The following is a 25,788-nucleotide window of genomic DNA, read 5'->3' as shown; positions in this document are numbered from 1 at the left end:
AATATGTCTTATTCTACATTTAGCAGAAATCATAATGACCAGTTAAAAGAACCAATGTTTTTTGGTCAAACTGTAAACGTGTCACGTTATGACCAGCAGAAATACCCTATTTTTGAAAAATTAATTGAAAAGCAACTCTCTTTTTTCTGGCGTCCAGAAGAAGTTGATGTATCTAAAGACCGCTTAGATTTCCAAGCGTTGCCAGAGCATGAAAAGCACATTTTTTTAAGCAACTTGAAATATCAAACATTGCTAGATAGTGTGCAAGGCCGTTCGCCAAATGTGGCATTATTGCCTATCGTTTCAATCCCAGAGCTTGAAACTTGGATTGAGACTTGGGCGTTCAGTGAAACAATTCACAGCCGTTCATATACACATATTATTCGTAACGTAACGCAGTCACCTGAAGTTATCTTTGACGACATCGTAAGCAACGATAAAATCAATGAGCGTGCTGACGCGGTTACTAAATATTATGACGAATTAATCGAAAAGGTTTCTATTTATAACCTTTACGGTGAAGGCAAGCATGTAATTAATGGTGAAGAAGTTCGAATTAACTTATTTGAGCTTAAGAAACTGCTTTATCTTTGCATCATGTCTGTAAACATTTTAGAAGCTATCCGCTTCTATGTAAGCTTCGCTTGTTCATTTGCTTTTGCAGAGCGTGAACTGATGGAAGGTAACGCAAAGATCATCAAGCTTATCGCCCGTGACGAAGCCCTTCACCTTTCTGGTACTCAGCATATTCTAAATATTATGCAAGAAGGTAAAGACGATCCTGAGATGTCTATTGTTGCTGCGCAATGTGAAGCCGAAGCAATTCGTATGTTCGAGGAAGCTGCACAGCAAGAGAAAGAGTGGGCAGAATACCTGTTCAAAGATGGCTCTATGATTGGTCTAAACAAAGACATCCTTTGCCAATATGTTGAATACATCACTAACACTCGCATGTCAGCTGTTGGTTTAAAGCCTATTTTTGAGACTAAGAGCAATCCAATCCCGTGGATCAATGCCTGGTTGGTATCAGACAACGTGCAAGTTGCTCCGCAAGAAGCTGAGATCAGCTCTTACCTAGTCGGCCAAATCGACTCTCAAGTCGATGCATCTGACTTTGGTGATTTCGATTTATAATGAATTCGAAACCCAGTTCTAAAATATCTATTGAAGAACATTCTGAGCCGCTAACATTTGCGGCTCAGTGCCCTTCCATACTAGATGCACTCGAAAAAGCTAATATTGAAGTTACTTATCAATGTAGAGAAGGCTTTTGTGGTGCATGTAGAGCCAAACTTAATTCAGGTGAAGTGATTTACAACCAAGAGCCGTTAGCATTTGTAAGAGATGGCGAAGTGTTAATGTGTTGCTCTAAACCTTTAACTGATATTTCAATCACATTACTCTAGTTTTAACAAAGTTGTTTTACTTCTGTTTGATAATAACCTGACTTATCACTCACACTCATCGAATTCTGTTCAATTAAAATGTCCCAGTGCATACTATTGGTTAGGTTTAATTTTAGATCTTCTAAAAAGCTAGCTTTAAGGGTAAAAATACTAATATTGTGATGCTGAATTAAGTGTGGAGATACTTCTTCGTACCAGTGCTCACCGTCGATAGTTAAAATCAAAAGTTTATCGTAAAGTTTACATAGCCGGTTAATCTCGCTTATTTCTAACTCTGATACATATAAGGCTAAGACAATTTCTTGCTCATCGTTTTCACACCAAACATCCGGATACGATTTATCTGACTTTTGATTTAAAAAAGTGTGCTGGTTGTATGAAAGTGCGCAAAACCCTAAGATCCTAAGTAAAAAATGCTCTAGCGTTTCTCTTTTTGCAACAGCAGCCGTAAACACTTCTATATGATTTGCATGGTGAAAAAGATCCGCCACTTTTAACCTTACTTTAAATACAAAAGGCTTGCTCATCAGATACTCCTGTCCCTAATGAACTAACTTTAGATCATAAATGCGATAATTCAACAAAGCTACAGTATAACATTCATTGATCGCAAGCATGGTGTTGTTATACCATAACTATAACTGAGAACATTAATGAAGTACTAAGATGAAAAAACACTCTATAATTGCGACTGCAATTCTGACAGCTTTGTCTGCAGGCAATGCATATGCTGCGCAAATCACGGGGAAAGTGATTGACTCAAACAAACAACCTATATCTGGTGCTAAAGTACACCTGCATGGTAAAAAGCAATCTGTTATTACTGACAGGTTTGGTAAATTTAGCATCAATACTGATGCTGATAGTCAACTACACATCACTAAAAACAATTACATTGACCAGCGAATTGATATCAAAGCAGATCAAGGCAACGTAGTAGTATCTTTAGAGCCGAGTTCAGTTGAAAGCATTGTTGTCTACGCCTCTGCCCTTCATAAAAATAATTTAGAAATGGCGTCACCTGTTTCAGTTCTATCTGGCGATGAATTGAAAAAGCAAGCTAAGCCAACTCTAGGCGAGACACTTAAAGGTCAACCAGGCATTAATGCTAGCTACTTCGGGCCAGTATCTTCCAGCCCAATTATTCGTGGTTTAGATGGTCCAAGAGTAAAAATTACGCAAAATGGTTTAGATAGCAGTGACGCTTCTCGTATTGGCCCTGATCACGCAACAACTAATGAGAGCTTATCTGCCGAACAAATAGAAGTATTACGCGGCCCAGCAACCCTACTTTATGGCTCTGGTGCAATTGGTGGTGTTGTAAACGTTGTAGATAACCGTATTCCAACAGATATTATTGACACTACAACAGGTGCCGTTGGGTATAGTTTTGATACTGTCTCAAATACAAATACTTATGCTGCTTTATTCGAAACAGGTAAAGATGGATTCAATTTCCATTTTGACGGTGTAGTAAGAAATGGTAAAGATTATGACGCACCTGAATACCCTTCTCATGAAGAACATAGTGAACATGAAGAGCATGATGAACATGAAGAGCATGATGAACATGAAGAGCACGGTGAACATGAAGAGCATGAGGAACACGAAGAACTTTTAAAATCAGTACCAAATACATTCATCGACTCTCAACAAGTTAATTTTGGTACCAGCTATGTAAATGACCACCTGACCGTAGGCTTCTCATTTGGCAGAATTGATACAGACTATGGTATTCCTGCGCATAGTCACGCTCATCATGACCATGACCATGACCATGACCATGACTATGACCATGAAGAGGATGAACATGAATCTCATGAAGACGAAGGCCATGACGAAGAAAGTGTTTTTGCACGTGTAAAACAAGACCGTTGGCAAGCACTTTTAAATTACGCACTTCACAACGATTACATTGAAAATATTAATGTGAAAGCAGGTTTTACAGATTATCAACACAGTGAAATTGAAGGCGGCGCTGTAGGCACAACTTTCAAAAATAAAACGTCTGAATTAAGAACTAGTGTTGAGCATAAACTTGCTGGTTGGCATGGTATTATTGGCTATCATTTCTCTGATAGTGATTATGAAGCTCAAGGTGCAGAGGCATTTACGCCTGCGACTGAAACAAGAAATCATGCGCTTTATGTTTTAGAAGAAAAGCAGTTCGGTGACTTTACCCTTGAGCTTGGTGCTCGTATTGAGGACTACCAGCTTTCAAGTGTTATCACTGAAGAAGCACACGAAGAACATGATGAACACGATCACGATCACGATCACGATCACGATCACGAAGAGCATGATGAAACACGTTTATTTGCATACGAGTTAAACCAAACTAATATGAGCTACTCAATTGGTGGTGTATATGATTATGCAGAAGGACAGAACATTGCTGTTAACTTGTCGCACTCTGAACGCTCACCTTTAACTGCTGAATTACTCTCTAACGGTACGCATATCGCAACAAGTACTTATGAGTTAGGTCTTGGTTATCATTTAGAAAATGGTGAAGCCCACTTCGAACCAGAAGATATTCAACAAGAAGTTTCTACGAACTTTGACATCAGCTTTAGAAAATTCACTGGTGATTTTGGTTACACACTAAACTTTTTCTATAACGATGTTGAAAACTATTACTATCAAGAAAATACTGGTTTAATTTACTCTTCTGAACATGGTATTGAAGAAGCTGACCATGAGCATGAAGGCGCGTTACCTGTATACCAATTCAAGAGCCAAGATGCTGAGCTATATGGTTTTGAACTAGATACTCACTACAAGCTGAATGAAGAAAATACGGTTAAGCTATTTGCTGACTCAATTACGGCAAAACTAAAAGACTCAAGTTATTTACCTCGTATTCCAAGCAATAAAATTGGTGTTAAATACGAATACGCACTTGATAATTTAGTTGCTGATTTAACTGTGACGCGTTACGCAAGTCAAAATAACATTAGCTCTTATGAGAGTAAGACAGCTGGTTATACATTAGTAGATTTAAGTATGCAGTATGATTTTGATATTGCAGGCAATGACGTAATGGCTTATTTCAATATTGATAACTTAACAGATGAGCTAGGCTTTGTTCATACCTCTGTAATTAAAGAGCAAGCCCCGCTTCCTGGCAGAAACTTTAAATTAGGTGTCAGAGCATTCTTCTAAATTTAAAGTAATGACACTAATAAAAGGCCAATTTATTGGCCTTTTATTATTTTATTCCTTACAAAGCATTGAATTAATATTATATTTCACTAGTCTTCATAATACTGAAATAAATTTAGGGAATGAAGATGAAGACTGTTAAAGCCAAGTTACTCAGCACAGTTTTTGGTGGATTAGCCTTAGTACTTCTCAGTGCAATGTTCGCGATTAACTCTGTTAAATATATTGCACAAGAATATGATGTTCTAATAGAAGAAGAGTTAAGCGCACAATTAAAAGTTAACCTCATCTTAAATACTTTCAAAACTCAGGTCCAAGAGTGGAAAAATATTCTTATTCGTGGTGAAAACCCTGAACAATTCGAGAAATATTTAAAGCAATTTACAGAACAAGAAAAGGTTGTACAAAACCTAACTTCTGAGCTTATGGCTAAAGCCTATTTACCTGAAGCTATCCAGTCACAACTTAATAAATTTAAAACTGAGCATAATAAGCTTGGTGAATTATATCGTATTGGTTTGTCTGATTTTGAAAATGCGAATTACAATACTCAAGCAGGTGACAAAGCCGTTAAAGGTATAGATAGAGCAGCTGCAACTCAGCTAAAAGAACTCAATCAATCCATAGATAAGTATGTTGACAATGCAGTAAAAAGACTGCGTGATGAAAAAGAAACTGCGATCTTTGAAAGCACTGTAATCATCCTAGCAGTTTCATTTATAGTAATCGTGATCATGGCATTGTTAATTCAGCGTTGGATCACTCGCCCTATAAAAATAGCGTCACAAGTTGCAACTGAAATATCTGACGGTAATTTAGAAAACAGCATCAACTCAACTAGTAAAGATGAGATTGGCGCTTTACTTACTTCGCTCGATAAGATGCAAACCAACATTCGTGAAGCTAATGAGCAATTGACCCAACAAATGCTCCAGCAAAAATTACAAGCTGAAGAAAGCGGCCGAATTAAACAAGCACTAGACAACGCATCTTCCCCAGTTTTACTTTACAAAGCAAACAATGAAATTATTTACGCTAATAATGAAACAAATACACTGTTAAATCGCTATCAGAGTTTAATCAACAGTCCTTCAACACTGATTGGCTCTAATATTATTCAAATATTGTCGAGTAAATATGAACAACAAATTGAACAAGCTAAAAGCCAACAAGTTCAATTCGAAATGAATGTCGAGCATGTTTACCTAAATATTACAGCGAGCCCTGTTTTAAATAATGCTAGTGATGTAATTGGTGTGGTCGTTGAACTCGATGATCTAACCGAACAGAGAAACACAGAAAATAAAGTAGACGACATTATTAATGCTGCGGTAGCAGGCCAATTGGACGCCAGGTTAGACGTAGACAACCTAAACGGCTTTATGCTGACACTAAGCCAAGGCATCAACCGCTTGCTTGATGCTATTGTATCTCCCGTCATGCAAACAGAAAAATATCTCACAGCCATTTCCCGTGGTGAAATACCAAATAAAATTGAAGGGAGCTACCAAGGCGACTTTTTAAAGATAAAACAATCTTTGGAACAAAGCGCAAAAGCGATTAACTTACTAATTTCTGACTCTACGTATTTAGTAAATTCCGCTTTAGCAGGTGAGCTTTCTAATCGCGCAGATAGCAATGCGCATAATGGAGAATTTAAATCTATCATCACTGGCATTAACCAAACTCTTGATGCCATCATACAGCCAGTACAACTCACATCTAGCTATCTTGATAACATTGCCGTTGGACAACTACCCAATCTAGACAAATCACAATTCAAAGGCGATTTTGAGAACATTCTGAGCAGTTTTGAAACAAGTATTCATGCCATTAACTTGCTCTTAAATGACACTTCAATGTTAGCTAGTGCTGCTAATTCTGGTGAGCTATCAAAGCGTGCTGATGTCGAGTTACACCAAGGAGCTTATAGAGACATTGTTTCATCAATTAATGATACACTAGATGCTATCTCTACCCCATTACAGTCTTGTATCACCGTGATGAATGCCATAGAGCAAGGCGATCTAACTAAAAAAATCAATGGTAACTACTCAGGTGACTTTGCAAGTCTCAAAGACTCAGTAAACCAAAGTATCGAAAATCTTGCCGCTATGGTCAGCGAAATTAATGAAACAGCAAATACCGTTGCGAATGCCTCAGCGCAGATAAGTCAATCTACACAAGAGTTGAATTCATCCACAGAATCACAAGCGGCTTCTATTGAAGAAACTACCGTCTCTATGGGTGAAGTGACTGATAAAGTCACCAGTAATACCAAACATGCACAAACCGCAAATGAACACGCTCAAAATGCCGACCAACAAGCCATCGAAGGTGGTGAATTAGTTAATAATACAGTTACCGCAATGAAGGCCATTAGTGACAGTTCAAATGAAATTTCTAATATCATTGAAGTAATCAATGGCATTGCATTTCAAACTAATCTACTTGCGCTCAATGCAGCCGTTGAAGCCGCGAGAGCGGGTGAAAAAGGTCGAGGCTTTGCCGTGGTTGCCGCTGAAGTGCGACAGTTAGCACAACGAAGCTCGGATGCAGCTAAAGAAATCTCAGGATTACTGAAAGACAGTGCCGACAAGGTTGAAAATGGATTAATGCTCGCTGAGCAATCAGGTAATACCCTGCGCGATATCGTAAATAGTATTCAGACTCTGTCAAAGCTTATGAATGACATTGCGATTTCAAGTAGTGAGCAGTCAAATGGCGTGTCACAAATCAATATTGCCATTAAACAAATCGACCAAAGTGTTCAACAAAACAACTCGCTTGTCGAGCAAACCAGTCATGCAGGTGCCTCTTTGGATAAACAAGCCTCACACTTAAAAGCTTTAGTCAGTCAATTTACTGTGTAATAAAAAAAGCCGCGACCATAAAATGGAGCGCGGCTTTACAACCAGAAACTATTGTTTTTATAATGCGTTTTCTAGTTCAGGCAACACATCAAATAAGTCGGCTACTAAACCATAGTCAGCAACTTGGAAAATTGGTGCATCTGGATCTTTGTTGATAGCAACAATCACTTTAGAGTCTTTCATACCTGCTAAGTGCTGAATAGCACCGCTGATACCAACTGCAATGTATAAGTCAGGCGCAACAATCTTACCTGTTTGACCTACTTGCATGTCATTTGGTACAAAGCCAGCATCAACAGCTGCACGTGAAGCACCTATCGCAGCGCCTAATTTATCTGCAATACCATTTAGTAGCGCAAAGTTTTCGCCATTTTGCATACCACGACCACCTGAAATCACAACAGGTGCTGCATTTAATTCAGGACGCTCTGATTCAGTTTGCTCAACGGAAACAAACTCAGAAAGGGTATTATCAGCACCACTTTCAACAGACGAAACTGCAACTGCAGCTTGCTCACCTTGCGCATCAAATGCACTTGCTCGCACTGTAATAATCTTTTTATCTTCTGCTGACTTAACCGTTGCGATTGCGTTACCCGCATAAATTGGTCGCTTGAAAGTATCTGCATCAATAACATCAATGATTTCAGAAATCTGCGACTTATCCAGTAAAGCAGCTACACGAGGTAAAGTGTTTTTACCTGTGGTTGAAGCACTTGCAAGAATATGTGAATAATCAGCAGCAAGCTCCACAACTAAGTCCGCAGTACTTTCTGCTAGCTGATGTTCAAACACAGCCTTATCAGCAACAATTACTGCCGTAACACCTGCAATTTTAGAAGCAGATTCAGCGACAGTTGCGACTGAATGACCTGCAACTAACACTGTGATATTGTCTGAAATCTTTGTAGCTGCATTGATAACTTTAGCTGTTTCAGGTTTAAGAGCGCCCTGCTCGTGCTCTGCAATTACTAATACACTCATGAGATCACCTTAGCTTCAGTTTTTAATTTATTTACAAGCTCTGCTACATCTTCAACTATGATACCTGCTTCACGCTTAGCTGGCTCTTCAACTTTCAAAAGTTCAGTTCGAGGTGCTAAATCAACATCTAGGCTGTCAGCTGCAACTACGTCTAATGGCTTACGCTTTGCTTTCATAATGTTTGGTAGAGAAGCATAACGCGGTTCATTTAATCGTAAGTCTGTTGTAACAACTGCTGGAAGTGATAGCGACACAGTTTGTAAACCACCGTCCACTTCACGAGTAACTAATGCTTTACCACCTTCCACAACCACTTTTGAAGCGAATGTACCTTGGCTACGACCTGTTAATGCCGCAAGCATTTGACCAGTTTGATTATTGTCAGAATCAATCGACTGCTTACCTAAAATAACTAATTCAGGTTGTTCTTGTTCTACAAGTTTACTTAGCAGCTTAGCAACGTGAATCGACTCAAGCTTTGCATCTGTATCGATTTGAATGGCTTTGTCAGCGCCTAGTGCTAGTGCGGTACGTAGCTGCTCTTGACAAGCTTTATCACCAATAGACACAGCAATCACTTCTGTCGCAATGCCCGCTTCTTTTAATCGGATGGCTTCTTCTACCGCAATCTCACAGAAAGGGTTCATTGCCATTTTTACGTTCGTTAGATCAACATCACTGTTATCAGGCTTTACTCTTGCCTTGACGTTGTAGTCAATCACGCGTTTGATTGGCACAAGTACTTTCATAGTTACTCCATGATCTGGTTAATTCTTGAAGATGACGCTAACGTCAATACATTTATTTAATGCAATCAGCCTACTTCCTGTTGACGTAAACGTCAACCTAAAATAACCTTAGATTAACTTATAAAAAACTTAATATTTAAATAAACGTTTATTTGGCAATCCGTCAGCCATTTTAATGTGTTCCTTGTCGTTTAATCGCGGTCAAGATCAAGATTGCGTCATATAACTAGGTCACAATAAAAACATTTAAACGTTTACGCTACCGTCAAGATAAGTGAGGATAATATGGTCGAACGCGAAACGATGGAGTTTGACGTTGTAATTGTTGGCGCAGGACCTGCAGGCCTTTCATGTGCAATTCGTCTGGCTCAACAAGCACAACAAAAAGAACAAGAATTAATGATCTGCGTTGTTGAGAAAGGCTCTGAAGTCGGCGCACATATTTTATCTGGTGCTGTATTTGAAACCAAAGCACTGGATGAATTATTACCTGAATGGAAAACTCTAGGTGCACCTTTAAATACGCAAGTCACCGAAGACGAAATATATCTATTCAAAAATGAAGAAAATGCCACCCGCATTCCTCATTTTGCGATCCCAAAGACATTCAAGAATGATGGCAACTATATTGTATCTATGGGGAATATATGTCGTTGGCTTGCTGAACAAGCTGAAAGCTTAGGTATTGAGGTATTCCCTGGTTTCAGTGCACACTCTCTCATTATTGAAGACAATCAAGTAAGAGGCATTGTCACAGGTGATATGGGCCTAGACAGAGAAGGTCAGCCGAAAGATAGCTACATGCCGGGTATGGAGCTTAGAGCAAAATACACTGTGTTTGCTGAAGGTTGCCGTGGTCATTTAGGTAAACAGTTAATTAAAGAGTTTGAACTCGATAAAGACGCAACACCACAACATTACGGCTTAGGCTTTAAAGAGATCTGGCAAATTGATCCGAGTAAGCACAAAGAAGGCACGGTTGTACACGGCACTGGTTGGCCACTAACAGGCGACACAACAGGTGGTTCATTTATGTACCATGCTGAAAGTAATCAGGTCGTTGTGGGTCTTATCGTTGACTTAAATTACTCAAATCCACATTTGAGTCCATTTGATGAATTCCAGCGAATGAAACACCACCCAGTCTTTAAAGAAGCATTAGAAGGTGGTGAGCGCATCGCCTATGGTGCAAGAGCTATTGCAAAAGGTGGTTTCCATTCACTGCCTAGAATGCATTTCCCAGGCGGCTTATTGATTGGCTGTGATGCGGGTACATTAAACTTTGCCAAAATCAAAGGTAATCACACCGCAATGAAATCAGGCATGTTAGCTGCCGATGCAATTATAGAAGCCCTAGCACAAGAAAACCCAACTGCTGATTTAAGTTCATTTGCCGAGTTATTCAAATCAAGCTGGTTATATGATGAGTTATATCAATCACGTAACTTCGGTCCGGTTATTCATAAGTTTGGTAGTATTTTAGGTGGCGCCTATAACACCCTAGATCAAAACTTTTTCAATGGGTCTTTACCATTCACATTTAAAGACACGACCTTAGACCATGCATGTATGAAGCCTGCGAGTGAATGTGACACCATTAGCTACCCGAAACCTGATGGTAAACTTAGTTTTGATAAATTATCTTCTGTATTTTTATCAAATACCAACCATGAAGAAGTGCAACCTTGTCACTTGCAGTTAAAAGATAAAGCGATCCCTATTAACGTTAATCTTGCTAAATTTGATGAGCCTGCACAGCGTTATTGCCCTGCTGGCGTATATGAAATTTCTGAAAACGAAGGTGAGAAGCAGTTCGTTATTAACGCCCAAAACTGTATTCATTGTAAAACCTGCGACATCAAAGATCCGAGTCAAAACATCACTTGGGTGACGCCTGAAGGGACCGGTGGTCCGAACTATCCAAATATGTAAATTTGTATTCTTATACCTAAATTGCACAAGGGCCTTATGGCCCTTTTTTCGTTTTGCAGCCTGTTGACTATACTTAACATTACTCATCGCAATAGGTTAAAACTTATGAATCAGCAATCTGAGCTTGTTTTTAGATTTTTAGCAGAGCCCACTGATGTCAATTTTGGCGGTAAAGTCCATGGCGGCATTGTTATGAAGTGGATAGATCAAGCTGGTTATGCATGTGCAGCCGGCTGGAGTGGCAGTTATTGTGTCACCGTTTCGGTCGCAGGTGTCAGGTTTAAACGCCCTATTCTTGTCGGCCAAGTTGTAGAAGTCACAGCGCAAATCGCACATACCGGTAAAACAAGCATGCAAATTTTCATTCGAGTAAAATGCGGCGATCCACAAAACAATATTCTATCTGAAAGTAATCATTGCATTATTAGTTTTATTGCGATGGATAAAGCAGGTTACCCAGTACCAGTGCCACAGTTTGTAGCAAAAACCAAAGAGCAGAAAAAGTTAGAGCAATATGCAATTAAAATGAAAGAAATAGCGATTGAAACTGAATCCTTGCTTCATCGCACAGTAGAAGAATAAATTATTTTAATTAAGAGCATGCTTAGCAAGTTCATAAATGGCCATATTTGCAATGTCATTTATTTGCTGCTGATTATGTTTATTCGTTTTTAAATCGTGAATTAATAATGACTTCTGCTCTTCAATCAAGAGTTCAAAGTTTTTAGGGCTCACTAAGCCATCTTGGATCTGAGAAACAAGCTCATTTAGTTTTGTTTTTCTCGATATAAGCGAATCTTTAATCGAACTGTGTAACTCTTCACAGCTATATTTTAATATTACCTTTCTACATACGACATCAATATTGTGTTCAAATCCCATGTTCACTCTCATCACTCCCTCTTGAAGTACTCTTCGTTCCCTTAAGGTTAAATATTGTTCTAGAAGCAAAATGATCTTTTAAGGCTGATGATCTTGCACTCATCAATAATTCTCGCTCATACTCATGTGGTTGATGGTTAGTGGCAATAAACCTAGATGCGTTTTTTTTATCAGTCATTTTTCTGTAACTTAAACGATAATTCAGACATAAGATTATGTCGGTTTGCAAAATAATCCAATTACACGCCATTACACCTTCATTACATGGTTTATTTGCTTTAGAAAAGTTACAATCTGAACATCTATGTTTTTATATTTAGTTGCTTGTGGAAAACTACCAAATTGAGCCTGTCGGTTTTATTCAATCTCCTTATAAACAAAAGTTTGCCATACCTAGACAGCCCCGTTTAGTGCCTGAGGCAAAAGCCAAACTGATTTTTAGTAAAGAATTTAGCCGCGAAGAGTTTGTTCGAGGTATCGAAGAGTTTACACACTTATGGTTGTTGTTTCGTTTTCACGAAACCGCTGACAAAGGCTATTCTGCGCTTGTACGTCCGCCCCGTTTAGGCGGCAATGAAAAAAAAGGCGTATTTGCAACCCGAGCCACTTTTCGACCTAATGGCATTGGCATGAGTGCGGTGAAATTAGAGGGGGTTGAATATAAAAACGGTCAACTCGCGCTACTTTTATCTGGGATAGATTTACTTGATGGCACACCGATTATCGATATAAAGCCCTATTTACCCTATTCAGATGCCATGCCTGAAGCTTCTGCAGGTTTTGCCGATACACGTCCAGAAACCTTAATGACTGTTGAGTTTTCAAAACAAGCGACTGAGTTTTTAGCAAAGCAATCTGATAAATCACTGCCAGAGTTTATTGCCAATGTACTTAAACAAGACCCCCGACCTGCTTACAAAAAACAAAAAACAGGCACACAGACCTACGGAATGAACTTGTATCATTACAATATTCGCTGGCAAGTCGACGGTGAACACAATCTTGTCACAGAAATCAGTATTGAACGTTAATAAACACTTTGTATGGCTCGTTAGCACTGCTAAACTAACGGCCATTTTCTAGAAAAACAAAATACTATACGAACGGAACCACCATGCGTACCAGTCAATATATTCTTGCGACTCTAAAAGAGACGCCTTCTGATGCTGAAATTATCAGCCACCAACTTATGCTTCGTGCAGGCATGATCCGTAAACTTGCATCAGGTTTGTACACTTGGTTGCCATCAGGCTTGAAAGTTTTACGCAAAGTTGAACAAGTAGTTCGTGAAGAAATGAACAAAGCCGGTGCAATCGAGTTACTTATGCCGGTTATTCAACCTGCTGATCTATGGGAAGAGTCTGGCCGCTGGGAACAGTTTGGCCCTGAGCTATTGCGTATTAACGACAGACATAACCGCCCTTTCGCGCTTGGCCCTACACACGAAGAAGTGATCACAGATCTAGTACGTAAAGAAATTAACAGCTACAAGCAGCTACCAATTAATTTCTACCAAATTCAAACTAAAGTACGCGACGAAGTACGTCCTCGGTTTGGTGTAATGCGTGCACGTGAATTCACCATGAAAGATGCTTACTCTTTCCATATGACAGAAGAGTGTCTGGATAATACCTACCAACGTATGCATCAAGCGTACTGCAATATTTTTGAGCGTTTAGGTCTAGATTACCGTCCAGTAATTGCAGACACAGGGTCAATTGGTGGTAGTGTTTCTCATGAATTCCACGTGTTAGCAGAATCAGGTGAAGATGCAATCGCATTCAGTGATGAAAGTGATTACGCAGCAAATATTGAAAAAGCCGAAGCAGTTGCACCTAGCGAAGCACGCCCTGCTCCATCTAAAGAATTAAACACATTCGATACGCCAGAAGCAAAAACCATTGAAGAACTTAAAGCAAAGCATGGTGTTAAAGCACATCGTGGTGTTAAAACCCTTATTGTTTATGGTGCACCAGATGAAAATGAAGAACGTGGTTTAGTTGCACTTATCGTTCGTGGTGACCATGAATTAAATGAATTAAAAGCTGAAAAACTATCCCTTGTTGATTCGCCACTAGAAATGGCGAAAGAAGAAGACATCGTTGCAGCAATTGGCGCTCGTCCTGGCTCATTAGGTCCTGTAGGTCTTAATATGCCAATTATTGTTGACCGCAGTGCTGCTGTGATGGCTGACTTTGTTGCTGGCGCAAACAAAGATGGTGTGCACTACAGTGGTATCAACTTCGACCGTGATGTAACAGAATACACTGTTGAAGATATTCGCAACGTGGTTGAAGGCGATCCAAGCCCTTGCGGAAATGGTACGCTGCATATCAAACGCGGTATTGAAGTAGGTCATATTTTCCAACTTGGCAGTAAATATTCTGAAGCAATGAATGCAGGTGTGCTTGGCGAAAACGGTAAAAACCAAATCATGACAATGGGTTGTTATGGTATTGGTGTATCGCGTATCGTTGCTGCTGCGATTGAGCAAAATAATGATAAGTTTGGTATTAAGTGGCCAAAAACACTTGCGCCATTCGAACTTGCTATTGTACCAATGAACATGCACAAGTCGCATCGTATTCCTGATATTGCAGAGCGTTTATACAGCGAGTTCCAAGCTGCTGGTGTTGATGTATTATTCGATGACCGTAAAGAGCGCCCTGGTGTCATGTTTAATGACATGGAGCTAGTTGGTATTCCATACACACTTGTAATTGGTGAGCGTAACCTTGACGAAAATAAGGTTGAGCTTAAGAACCGAATTACTGGTGAAAAGCTAATGCTTGATATTGATTCAGCAGTTGCTGAGATCACGAAAGCTATCAAGGCTTAATCATACAGCATTAAAAAAAGCGGCTATTTAGCCGCTTTTTTATTGTCTACAAACACTATTATTTTCGTTTTGGGCGAAAATAATCGGTATTAGCATAAAAACTTGCTTCTTTGTTTTCTTCATACCATGAAGGCACACCTAATAATGGCAAGGGTGACATCTTTTTATTGTCTTCTAGTAACCCATCTTTAATCATTTGATAGAGCTGAACGTCTAAATATTGATATTGCTGTTCCAAGCTTAATTGGTAAAAACTTTCTTCAACTTTCATACAAACTAGCTTACCTGTAAGCCCAATAAACGGGTTGGTCATCATTTCGTAGTTAGCGTGGCCAAATGTAAAAGGTAAATAGTTTTTACCCCACTGTGCTCTTTGTTCCACAAAAGCTTCTGACCATTGATGTGATTTAAGCTGAGATATTATTTCATCATTATTAACCGCTAAAATAACGCCACATTCGTCAAATAATGTGATTGCATTTCTTTTTTTGCTTCTTTGTTTAGTGCCGTGCGCTTCTATTTCTTCAATATGTAATTCATTCAGAAGCGCTTTGGTTTTTGGAAATAAACACCAAATGAAAGCGCCGAATAAGTCATGCCAGTTTTGCTCTCGCGTTGGCACTTGCCCTGTTTCGAAGATAATCGCTTCGTAATAACGTGTTTCATTTTCTAATTCAGAGTTAGGCGTAAAGCGAATATTTAACCCTTGCGGGTTCTTTAAGTCTTTTAACCCATTTAACCAGCCAAAACTTGGCCAGTCAGTATGTGAGTTGAGGTTAAACAATGTATTTAGATGCTCAAAAGCACCATTATCAAGACAAGATTGAGAAAATGTCTCTGAGGCAACAAATCTTTTCATAGGACAATAGACTTAAAAATTTTCGCGATTTTATCGTAAACTTGTCTTCACGCCAACCGAGGCGGTTAATCGCTTTAACTCGAACAAGCAGTCTATAAATGTGTATACTTAAGCGATTTTAATTAAAAGAAAAAAGTGATTATGAAACTGAGAATAACACTTAGCGCAATTGCAGCAGCCGTGCTTGCAGGTTGCGTATCAACAAGTAACACATCTAACGATATTCAAGCCGCTTATAACAGCATCAACGAAACACAACTTGCAGAGCACATTAAAACACTGGCTTCTGATGAGTTTGAAGGCCGTGCCCCTTCTTCAAAAGGCGAAGAGCTTACCTTGGCATACTTAACAAAGCACTTTAAAGCACTCGGTTATGAACCGGGTAATGGCGATAGCTTCTTCCAAGAAGTGCCACTTGTTTCAATTGAAGCTGACTCTGACATGGAGTTAGTGATTGGTGGTAAAGCTTACCAATATAAAAAAGAAATGGTGATGGGCACAGGTCGCATTAGCGAACTTGAGTCTATCAACAACTCTGAAATGGTGTTTGTTGGCTATGGTGTGAATGCACCTGAGTATGGCTGGAACGATTACGAAGGCCTAGATGTTAAGGGTAAAACGGTTGTAATGCTGGTTAATGATCCTGGCTTTGCGACTAAAGATCCGAGCATGTTCACTGGTGAAGCCATGACATACTACGGTCGTTGGACATACAAATACGAAGAAGCGAGCCGTCAAGGTGCTGCGGGTGCCATCATCATTCATGAAACAGCACCTGCTTCTTACCCTTGGAGCGTTGTTGAGAACTCTTGGAGTGGCGAGCAATTTGGCTTCCAAAAAGAGAATAAAAACATGGACCGTGTAGCCGTTGAAGGCTGGGTAACTGTCGATGTAGCTAAAGAGCTGTTCGAAAAAGCGGGTCTAAACTTTGAGGATGCTAAGAAAAAAGCGGCACAAGGCGCCTATCATGTTGATATGGGTGACTTAACCGCCTCAGTAACTGTAAAGAGCAAGATTAAGACATCAACGTCGTATAACTTTATTGCAACTTTACCTGGTAGCAAAAAGCCGGAAGAGCATATTGTTTACTCAGCTCACTGGGACCACTTGGGTATAGATAAAAACCGTAAAGGTGACCAAATCTATAATGGCGCGCATGATAATGCGACGGGTACTGGTGGTATGATTGAAGTAGCAGAAGCATTCGCTAAGCTGCCAACTCGTCCAGACCGTTCCATCACCTTCTTAGCAGTAACTGCGGAAGAGCAAGGCTTACTTGGCTCAAAATTCTATGCGAATACGCCGGTCATTCCAGCAAAACAGACCGTTGCTAACATCAACATGGATAGCTTAAACCTACTTGGTAAAGTGAAAGATATCAGCGTAGTAGGTATCGGTAAATCAAGCCTAGACGAAATGTTGGCTGATGCTGCTAAAGCTCAGGGTCGTGTAGTTTCTGGAGATCCACGTCCGGCATCAGGAGGTTATTACCGCTCAGATCACTTTGCATTCGCAAATATGGGCGTACCTGCGATGTACGCTGGTGGCGGTACAGAAGCACTAGATGAAGCAACGGCAAACTATCGTAAAAAAATGAGTTTAGTACTTCGTGGCTGTTATCACCAACCGTGTGATAGATACCGTGATGAGTGGGATTTAAGTGGTGCAGTTCAAGATTTGCAGTTGTTCTTCCAAGTCGGTTATGACGTTTCTCAACAAGCTGAATGGCCAACATGGAAAGCTGGTGCTGAATTCAAACGCAAATAAATTTAAATGAGATTGATTTTTATTTAAATTAACACTAAAGTGCAACTGATAATATTTATTGGTTGCACTTTATGATCACTCTCACAACGTTAAGGCATTCACCTGTTCTCAATTCGCTTGCATTCATGCTTGCCAATAAGCGACTTGTTTTGCCTGTTTTTATACTTCTGTCTTTACTCTATGAACCAATAAGATCTATTACAATACCTACCCTTGCTGATGCATTTTTTCAGGTTACTGTTTTTGTCGCAGCAACTTTATTCATCTATTACTATTTAGTTGACAGATTACCACAGCTTGAGCTTAGCTACTTAAAAGCAAAATCACCTACATTAGAAATTACCTTCGCAGCAATACTCGGTGCATTACCAGGTTGTGGTGGAGCTATTATTGTAGTTACTCAATTTACCAAGAAACAAGCCAGCTTTGCTTCTGTTGTCGCTGTATTAACTGCGACCATGGGAGATGCTGCTTTTCTACTGTTAGCTAAAGACCCTATTGCTGCTTTAAGTGTAATTAGTATCGGCGTTGTTACAGGCATAATAAGTGGTTTAATTGTCCATTTGTTCCATGCAGATTCATTTTGTCATCCTCAAAAAGTTGCAAACTATGCACATGATTGCATGAAATCTAATAAGGCCATTCATGTTGGTGAAAAGTTATGGAAGTTATTTCTAGCGCCTTGTGTGGTTATATCTTTACTCATTGCATTTAATGTAGATTTCGGCGAGTTTGATAATGCCATCACTTATTTTGGTGCTTTGTTTGCTGCTATCGCAGTCACCATTTGGGCATTTTCTTCAGAAGGGAAAACCTATCAACAAATTGCTGCTGAAGATGAGGAAGTATCACCACCGAGTAAGTTTTCTCGAATAATACAAGATACCCACTTTGTAACAGCCTGGGTCATCGCGAGCTTTATGCTTTATGAAATTGCAGTGAGTGTGTTTGGACTAGACCTTAGAGCTTGGTTTAGTGAATATGCGATATATGCCCCACTCATAGCTGTTGCAATTGGTTTATTACCTGGTTGTGGTCCTCAAATAGTCATCACCACATTGTATATACAAGGTATTATCCCATTTAGTGCTTTAGTTGGGAATGCCATATCAAATGATGGAGACGCACTTTTCCCTGCTTTGGCAATGGCACCTAAGGCAGCTTTAATTGCCACGCTATATTCAGCAATTCCAGCTTTATTAGTAAGTTACCTTTTGTTTTGGTATTTATAATCAAGGTTTAGCACTTGTATAGACAACAATAAAGCCTTTAGGGTTTGCGCTAAAGACTTTATTGTTTTAGTTAAAGTATTAGACGTTAATTAATCACTGGCTCTTGGGCCATATTTTTCGAGTAAAGATTAAAACACCACAACGCAATTGACGTCACGCCAGCAATGGCAGCAAATAGCAACCACATCAGTTCAGGTTTATTCATACCTAATGCTAGATTCGCATAACTCCAACCTGACAAAAATCCTGCACACAAAAAACCTAATGCCATAGAAACAAAGTAATAACCCATATACAAAGCTGCTTGCTCTTTCGGTGCTATGCTTGCAACATATTCTTGACTCTTTGGTGAGGTAAGCATTTCACCTAATGCAATTAATAAAATCACAACTGTAATCACCCAGCCAACCATATTGTGTTGAGAACCAATTAAGAATATGAATGAAGCCGCGATGATGATGAGTCCAGCTATTAACACATATATAGACTTAAACCTTTGACAAAGTAAACTCACAAAGATTTGTAGTAACACGATTGCAGCAAAGTCTAAGTTGATTAGATACTCAGGGTTAACCTGTCTGTATGCTAAAAGGTGAGCTGTATAGTTTTGTATTTGTGTACTACTTAATTCGTTTGTATTGTTTGCAATTAAACGTAACTCTGTCACCAAATTTGCTAACTCATTAGTTGGTACATTTACTTTTAAATGCACCCACTCCAGCCTCAAAGTTTCAAATTCAATGGCATTACTCATCTTAATATCATTAAATAATGTCACTATAGCTGCTGATATTTTTTCTTCATCTACGAAGGCAAAGAAATCAACTGCGCCCTGCCCAAATAATGATAAGAACTGAACTAAATCTTTGGTATCAACAAAGTCACGAATAAACAGCGGTACGGTGTAAAAAAGTTGGTTATAGACAGTCCAAAAACCCGTTAATATCGCAAGATAAATCGCGAATTTAGCATTACTGACTTTTACTTTCTCTTGCCACCAGCATGATGCACTTTCTTTTGCAAATAAATTCCAAACTACATTTGATATAAGCCAAAGTGCAATGGCCAAAAACGCTTTTGGGTAAGTTAACCACTCAACACCCGCACACATTAGTAGTACGATAGAAACAAATAAAACCAAAGCAAAACGACCGTTTCCTAACACACTTTGTGCCTCATTTATCGTTTCTTTTAAACTTTTATCGCTTTGCTTTTTAAGTGATGGTGGGTTTTTGTAGAAGAATAAAACTGGCACAAAATTTAATAGTATCCAAGCCGCCGACATCATAAATACCGCATCCCAACTTATCGCTCGCATAGCACCAGCTATAAGCGGACCTAGAAACCCACCGACGTTAACCATGGTATAGAATATACCAAAGCCCAGCCCTCTATTTTGATCATTCGTGCTATGAGCAATCGTGCCAACAACGACTGGCTTAAAACATGCGGCACCTAAAGCGACAAAGCTGAGTACGATAAAAAATGGCCAGAAGTCTTTGACTTGGCCCAGTAAAAAATAACTCGGTGCCATAATGACAAAAGAAATGATAAACATTTTTTTATACCCAATACGGTCACCAAGTGCACCTGTTAGAACAGGCAGTAAATACAAAAAGAAAGGAATGATCCCTTGAATTGCTCCTCTCTCAATATCAGAAAATCCGACCCCCCCTTGTGATTTTGGCGTGGTCATATAAATAGATGACACTGCAAAAAAGCCATACCAAGCTAATCGCTCAAAGATTTCCATAAGATTGGCAATATAAAAGCTCTTTCCAAATCCCGATTTATGATTAGAGTACACTTTAACTCCCCTTTTATTTTTGCATACAATATACCACCAAAACATAGAGCAATGTAAAGTATTAATTATTTGAAGGAGATCTTTAAAAATAACTATTCTTTTTGATAAATAGTAGACAGTAATAATGACCCGATTGAGTAAGTGATCTATTTTAAGGCAATAAAACTTGTTGGTAGCACTGTTCACGCGGCGTGATATCGCTGAGGTACTTACATCTATAAAGGTAAGGCAAATATTCCGTCATTCTAAATGAGAAATCTATAGCGCTGCTATCATCAGGTTTAATCCCTAAAAATGATTAAGTGTTATTGCGGTTAGTATTATAAAGTCATTAACTCATAACTGCTTTCGAAGCATCAGACATCGCATTGACTAAAAGGTCTAAAAGTACATCAACACCTTCCAAGCTACCGCTTTTCAGTAATTCATCAAGTTGTGTCGCATAGTTATGAATTTCATAGCACTCAAACATACCGGCAGTCCCTTTGATGGCATGTACATGCCTTTTCAATGCCACAAAATCACTATTTTCATAACTTGAGTGCAATAGGTGTTTTTGTTCCTCTAACCCATGAAGATAGTTATTCTGTAGAGCTTCAAATTCACCGATAGGCAGGTTTAACTCTTCTACTTCTAAGTTGAGATAATGACTGATTTTCTTATGGAACTTTGTTCTGTCGATGGGTTTTGATAAATGATCCGTAAAGCCCATTTTTAGATAACGCTCTACTTCATGGGTCATGGTATTAGCGGTTAATGCTAATACGGGCGAACTAACCCCAGTTGCTTGGATAAACTTAAATGCTTCTTCACCGTCCATTATAGGCATTTGTATATCCAATAAGATTAAATCAAACTCATGATCTAAAACAGCTTGAACGGCTTCTTGCCCATTTTCTGCTGCGATCACCTGAAGCCCCATTCCTTCAAGTATAATGGTGATAAGCTTTCTGTTATCAGGATGGTCTTCAGCAAGCAATACTTTGCCTTTAAGCGTGCCCGATGTATCTATAGATTGTAAATCTAATTTAGATTGCGGAAGCTCATTTAGGTTGCCCACCCATTGAGTATCTTTGGTTGTATATAAACCTAACTCAAGTGTAAATGTTGTCCCAGAGCCAACATTACTTTCAACGGTAATATCACCATCAAGCTTACGAGCTAAACTCTTGGATATGTTAAGACCTAAGCCTGTACCGCCATAACGGCGTGTGGTAGATGTGTCTGCTTGATGGAATGCAGTAAACAATGATTTAATTTCATCTTTGGTCATGCCTATTCCAGTATCTCTCACTGAAATTTTCAACTTTTCGTCACCACATGACACATCAATACTTATCTTACCCACACTGGTAAATTTTAATGCATTTGAAGTTAGATTTAGCAATATTTGTCTAAATCTGGTCGGGTCAATAACAATCAAATTAGGCAAAGGAAAATGATAATTTAATTCAAACTCTAAGCCTTTATCCCTTATCTGTTTACCAAGGAGAGATTCAATTTCAGCAATACATCTAAACATATCTGCTTCAATTAGTTCTACTTCCAACCTATTGGCTTCAATCTTAGACATATCCAAAATGTCATTTATCAAGTTTTGTACATGTCTGGCATTTTGGAGAATGACATTGATAGCATGCCCTTTTTCAGAAGGCTTTATGTCACCAAGCAACATGCCATCTGCATAACCAATAATTGAAGTCATCGGCGTTCTAATTTCGTGGCTCATATTTGCTAAAAATCGACTTTTTGCTTCACTGGCATCACGTAATTCAGAAGCTAAGTCTTCTAACTCCTGAGTCCTTTGTAGTACTTTCAATTCTAGATTTTTGTTAAGCTCAACATTTTCTAAATTGGTTAATCTAAACTTATCAGCAACAGCAAATGCCAGCAACAGAGCATCCATTGCTGTACCTATTAGCCCAAGTAGATAGAGATTTAAGCTAGATGGAGGCAACACGCCAAGGTTAGTTAGATTACCAATCATGTTTGGAATGGCCATTGCGACATACGCAAGTACAAAATATCTTGCAGGTTTAAAGCCTTCGCTTATTCGCAAAAAACCTACATAGAGTCCCAGACAAAGTGCTGCGCCAGTCACGATTGTGGCCCAGAGGAAACCAAAACTCGGAAACAACATCGCCATTGGTATACCACACGCAGCTATAACACCTAGCAAGAGTGACCCATTGGTTAATTTTGGATGGGTTTCTTTAAGTTTGAGTAAGTTAATGTAAAAAAGGATATTCGTTAGCGGCGTTAAGGCAAAACCAAGCCAGTGTAAATTCGGCGAATAAAAGCCAAATAGTTGATCAGAAATATGGAAAAAGTGACTCCACGCAAATAGCCAGCAAATTGCAAATAATGCGTAATATAAATGCGTTTTGTCTTTTGAGCCGAAGTAAATGAGTAGATTGTACAAGCCTAGAACTAAGCCAACACCAAAGCATAAAATCATTACCAAATTTTCAGTAACGACTAAACGCTCGAACTCCTCTTTAGGTTTAATGACAAACTTGATGGGTGTGTAAAAAAAATCACTTTCAAAAGAAGTCACCAATACGTATTTTTCATTCGGATTAAGTCGAATCGAGTTACCGTAATGAAATGCAAATTCATTACTGACTTCTCCCCCTGTCACAATAGTTTGAATTTCGCCATCTTCACTGTAGAGCTTACTTTCTATTCTTGATACAACGGTATTGTAGGGGTATAAGACAAACTCTGTGTCATTGGTATGATTTACCAGCTCTGTAACAAGCCAATACTTTCCTCCAAAAAGTGCCCTCTTTGGCAGTATCTCAAGGCCTTGTTGCCACTCTTTTATAAACTGGTAGCTTAATGGGAAGACCACATTTTCTTTCGATTTTAAAAGCAAAGCAGAATCATGCAAATTTGTTTCTTGCATGTTATGGTGATAATTAAATGTCTGTGCGTGTGACACCGCACACACAATACTCAACATAATCAGCGTAATATAAAGTATCAATTTACGCATTTAGTCAGCCAACTACTCTTCTATGTTTATTCATCATATCAATCAAAAGTTATATGAAACCTCTAGCCCAACACGCCTGCCCTCACCTTTAAAGTCTTCTAACATACCTAAGAAGCTGGATAAATCGAATTTTAAGTGACTATATTCTTTATCAAATAGATTTTTAGCCCAAAACCTTAGCTGGTAGTCTTTAAAAGTAATTTGGCTATTCAAATACCACAATGTGTAGCTTGGTTGGTGAGCTAGTATATTTTGGTTTTGGTCAAAATAATAATCCGACTGATAATCAAAACCCAACGTTGCTGTCATCCTTAGGTTAGCTTGTAGGTCTGTTTCATAAGTAAGCGAGCCATTTATATTCATTTCTGAAGTAAAAGGTAAGCGATGATTTGTCAGTTCATTGCCAAGTGGGTCAATAAATTTTTCAAATTCGGCATGTGGAATATAGCTAAACCCTAAGGTGGTGTTAAATTCATCTGTTAATTTATACTTAACATCAATATCAGAACCGTAAATCTTTGAGTCACCGACATTTTCTAGAAGTTGTATCGGCGGAGCACCTTCAATGAGAGAGGGCTGATTCATGAAGACCTGTTGTCCCTTATAATCATAGTGAAACAAGGCCCAGTTTACTTTTAACGTTCTATTGTCATTAATATACTTACCACCGACTTCATTCGAAATAAGTTCTTCTGGACCATAATCTGCAAGCATCGCTTGCTCAGGGCTTGATAAGTATCCTCCGTAGTAACCACCACTTTTATAGCCATTACTTAGACTATAAAATACTGAATGATTGTTACTCAATGCGTAAATGAGGGAAAGTTTGCCTGAGATATCATCATCTTTAACTTCGCCTTCAACACGATAGAAAGGTAATAAAACACCTTCTAATGAGCTAGTATCTACTACAACATTAATGTTACTTATTGATTTGTATTCAAACACTTCGTCAGAGTAACGAAGACCCGTTGTAAAGATTAAGCGCTCAGATAGTTGCCAATCATATTGTCCAAATAGTGCGAATGACTTACTAACTAAATCATTATCATAAAAGAAATTGGCGGAGTTACTGCCAAATTGCGTGCCACGTAAATCTCTCAAAATATCATTGTAGTTGTCTTGATAGATTCTTTCTTGCAGTGAGAACAGACCAAGTGTGAAATGATCATCGCCTAATTCATAGTTCAAACGTACTTCGTTATTTAACACTTCTGCTTTAACACCCAATTGACCTTCACATAACCTCGCAGGAGAGCCATCACAATTGAATGCATGCTCTCTATCTAAGCGGTTAAAGCTGTTTAGCCAAATGACTGATGTTTCATCACTTAATTGCCAAGTTAATTCACTTGTCCAACCTTTATTTATACCATGATGAGGAGAGTCATTATTTACGCTCACAGCCCAGAAGTCATCAACACCATCATTAAACCCAAATGCATCAAAACAATTTCCGGCATTAATATCACCAACTGAGCACATAACACGATTTACAGGATCTGAGAATATGCCTATATTACCGACGGGTTGAGCAATACCATTCCAGTGACTGTAATTTAACTTTAAATACCATTCCAACTCATCCCACTGACCCAGATAGCTCAATCGCAGATCATTTTGTTCCATTCCCGCCTCTGGTGAAGAAGGAAATACATTATAGCTCGTATAGTCGTAGCGATTATGATTAAACGCAGCCCTAAACGCTGATGTATCATCTATCTGTACATTGTAAAAGCCATTACTTTTATAAAAACCATCAGTGCCAGCACCGACTGTAAGCTGCCCATAATCACCAGCGTCCGGCCGTTTACTTCTGATCAGTATTGCGCCGCCGGTGCTATTTCGGCCAAACAAAGTACCTTGAGGGCCTTTCAAAACTTCTACTTGCTCAATATCAAATAGGTTTAACAATTGATTATTAGCAGAGCCAACAGATGCTCCGTCTACATACATTGCTATCGGAGATGTATTTGCAGTGTTATAATCTATTAAGCCTATTCCCCGAATATTTATTGCGGGTGGCGTACCTTCTGCTGCATTTTGACTGATTTTAAGACCTGGAATAAGCAAGCCTAAGTCTGTGGTATCTTTTAAACCAGTGCTACTTATCTGCTCCCCTTTAAGTTGATTAACAGTCACGCTGACTTTACTTTCAAGTTGCTTTCTTTTTTGAGCATACACTTCGATGACTTCAATACTTTCATTCGCGTATAAATAACAAGATTGCATTAAAGACAAAGATATCAGTGTTGATAAAAGGCTTTTCGGGGATAAATTAGACATTTCCATACT

Annotated in this window: 18 protein-coding genes; 10 read left to right on the top strand and 8 right to left on the bottom strand. The window is 38.9% G+C overall.

Going from position 1 to position 25,788, the window contains the following annotated elements; all coding sequences use genetic code 11:
• The first annotated feature begins 3 nt into the window (after window positions 1-3).
• Both nrdB and yfaE read left to right on the top strand, forming a co-directional pair.
• On the top strand, window positions 4-1,134 hold the full coding sequence (gene nrdB / locus ACXAC4_RS07740) for a class Ia ribonucleoside-diphosphate reductase subunit beta (protein WP_138482323.1): 1,131 nt from the start codon (window positions 4-6) through the stop codon (window positions 1,132-1,134).
• Window positions 1,134-1,406 (top strand): class I ribonucleotide reductase maintenance protein YfaE, encoded by a 273-nt coding sequence (gene yfaE / locus ACXAC4_RS07735; RefSeq protein WP_138482325.1) that lies wholly within the window; start codon window positions 1,134-1,136, stop codon window positions 1,404-1,406. Before nrdB ends, yfaE begins: the two co-directional genes overlap by 1 nt.
• 2 nt (window positions 1,407-1,408) lie before the next feature.
• Here yfaE and ACXAC4_RS07730 read toward each other — a convergent pair whose 3' ends face one another.
• Window positions 1,409-1,933 (bottom strand): YaeQ family protein, encoded by a 525-nt coding sequence (locus tag ACXAC4_RS07730; RefSeq protein ID WP_475160366.1) that lies wholly within the window; start codon window positions 1,931-1,933, stop codon window positions 1,409-1,411.
• A gap of 139 nt (window positions 1,934-2,072) precedes the next feature.
• Here ACXAC4_RS07730 and ACXAC4_RS07725 point away from each other — a divergent pair, with 139 nt between their 5' ends.
• A complete protein-coding gene (locus ACXAC4_RS07725; protein ID WP_475160364.1) occupies window positions 2,073-4,571 on the top strand; it encodes a TonB-dependent receptor in 2,499 nt (832 codons plus the stop codon).
• A 128-nt stretch (window positions 4,572-4,699) separates the two neighbouring features.
• Entirely contained in the window at window positions 4,700-7,444 is a 2,745-nt protein-coding gene (locus ACXAC4_RS07720) for a methyl-accepting chemotaxis protein (protein WP_475160363.1), read from the top strand.
• A 57-nt stretch (window positions 7,445-7,501) separates the two neighbouring features.
• Here the strand turns inward: ACXAC4_RS07720 and ACXAC4_RS07715 are convergent, their stop codons facing one another.
• Both ACXAC4_RS07715 and ACXAC4_RS07710 read right to left on the bottom strand, forming a co-directional pair.
• Window positions 7,502-8,428, bottom strand: a complete 927-nt coding sequence (locus ACXAC4_RS07715) for an electron transfer flavoprotein subunit alpha/FixB family protein (RefSeq protein WP_475160361.1) — start codon at window positions 8,426-8,428, stop codon at window positions 7,502-7,504.
• Window positions 8,425-9,177, bottom strand: a complete 753-nt coding sequence (locus ACXAC4_RS07710; protein ID WP_475160360.1) for an electron transfer flavoprotein subunit beta/FixA family protein — start codon at window positions 9,175-9,177, stop codon at window positions 8,425-8,427. Before ACXAC4_RS07710 ends, ACXAC4_RS07715 begins: the two co-directional genes overlap by 4 nt.
• A 285-nt stretch (window positions 9,178-9,462) precedes the next feature.
• Between ACXAC4_RS07710 and ACXAC4_RS07705 the strand changes: the two genes are divergently transcribed.
• Window positions 9,463-11,109: an electron transfer flavoprotein-ubiquinone oxidoreductase gene (locus ACXAC4_RS07705; protein ID WP_475160358.1), complete on the top strand. Its 1,647-nt coding sequence runs from the start codon at window positions 9,463-9,465 to the stop codon at window positions 11,107-11,109.
• A gap of 105 nt (window positions 11,110-11,214) precedes the next feature.
• Window positions 11,215-11,691 (top strand): acyl-CoA thioesterase, encoded by a 477-nt coding sequence (locus ACXAC4_RS07700; protein ID WP_138482338.1) that lies wholly within the window; start codon window positions 11,215-11,217, stop codon window positions 11,689-11,691.
• A 6-nt stretch (window positions 11,692-11,697) separates the two neighbouring features.
• Here the strand turns inward: ACXAC4_RS07700 and ACXAC4_RS07695 are convergent, their stop codons facing one another.
• Entirely contained in the window at window positions 11,698-11,991 is a 294-nt protein-coding gene (locus tag ACXAC4_RS07695; RefSeq protein ID WP_475160356.1) for a hypothetical protein, read from the bottom strand.
• A 326-nt stretch (window positions 11,992-12,317) separates the two neighbouring features.
• On the opposite strand from ACXAC4_RS07695, the gene tsaA reads away from it, so the two are divergent.
• Window positions 12,318-13,022: a tRNA (N6-threonylcarbamoyladenosine(37)-N6)-methyltransferase TrmO gene (tsaA, locus tag ACXAC4_RS07690; RefSeq protein WP_475160354.1), complete on the top strand. Its 705-nt coding sequence runs from the start codon at window positions 12,318-12,320 to the stop codon at window positions 13,020-13,022.
• An 83-nt stretch (window positions 13,023-13,105) separates the two neighbouring features.
• Window positions 13,106-14,830, top strand: a complete 1,725-nt coding sequence (locus ACXAC4_RS07685; protein WP_475160352.1) for a proline--tRNA ligase — start codon at window positions 13,106-13,108, stop codon at window positions 14,828-14,830.
• Between the two features lie 58 nt (window positions 14,831-14,888).
• Here ACXAC4_RS07685 and ACXAC4_RS07680 read toward each other — a convergent pair whose 3' ends face one another.
• Entirely contained in the window at window positions 14,889-15,689 is an 801-nt protein-coding gene (locus ACXAC4_RS07680) for a DUF3025 domain-containing protein (protein WP_475160351.1), read from the bottom strand.
• 141 nt (window positions 15,690-15,830) lie between these two features.
• On the opposite strand from ACXAC4_RS07680, the gene ACXAC4_RS07675 reads away from it, so the two are divergent.
• Together ACXAC4_RS07675 and ACXAC4_RS07670 are read left to right on the top strand one after the other, a co-directional pair.
• Window positions 15,831-17,456 carry a M28 family peptidase gene (locus tag ACXAC4_RS07675; protein WP_475160349.1) on the top strand — a complete coding sequence of 542 codons (1,626 nt, stop codon included), beginning with the start codon at window positions 15,831-15,833 and terminating at the stop codon, window positions 17,454-17,456.
• A gap of 71 nt (window positions 17,457-17,527) precedes the next feature.
• The gene (locus tag ACXAC4_RS07670; RefSeq protein ID WP_475160347.1) at window positions 17,528-18,688 is read left to right on the top strand and encodes a putative manganese transporter; all 1,161 of its coding nucleotides are present in this window, start codon (window positions 17,528-17,530) and stop codon (window positions 18,686-18,688) included.
• An 85-nt stretch (window positions 18,689-18,773) separates the two neighbouring features.
• Here the strand turns inward: ACXAC4_RS07670 and ACXAC4_RS07665 are convergent, their stop codons facing one another.
• The 3 genes from ACXAC4_RS07665 to ACXAC4_RS07655 all read right to left on the bottom strand — a co-directional run bounded on the left by ACXAC4_RS07665 (window position 18,774) and on the right by ACXAC4_RS07655 (window position 25,779).
• Window positions 18,774-20,441, bottom strand: coding sequence for an MFS transporter (locus ACXAC4_RS07665; RefSeq protein WP_475164076.1), 1,668 nt, complete (start codon window positions 20,439-20,441; stop codon window positions 18,774-18,776).
• 385 nt (window positions 20,442-20,826) lie between these two features.
• A complete protein-coding gene (locus ACXAC4_RS07660; RefSeq protein ID WP_475160345.1) occupies window positions 20,827-23,493 on the bottom strand; it encodes a 7TM diverse intracellular signaling domain-containing protein in 2,667 nt (888 codons plus the stop codon).
• Window positions 23,494-23,535: 42 nt separating this feature from the next.
• The gene (locus tag ACXAC4_RS07655; protein WP_475160343.1) at window positions 23,536-25,779 is read right to left on the bottom strand and encodes a TonB-dependent receptor; all 2,244 of its coding nucleotides are present in this window, start codon (window positions 25,777-25,779) and stop codon (window positions 23,536-23,538) included.
• Between the last annotated feature and the right edge of the window lie 9 nt (window positions 25,780-25,788).

This window comes from Pseudoalteromonas sp. AWM4_233, from assembly GCF_056158285.1.
This window is presented reverse-complemented; position numbering and strand designations above follow the sequence as displayed.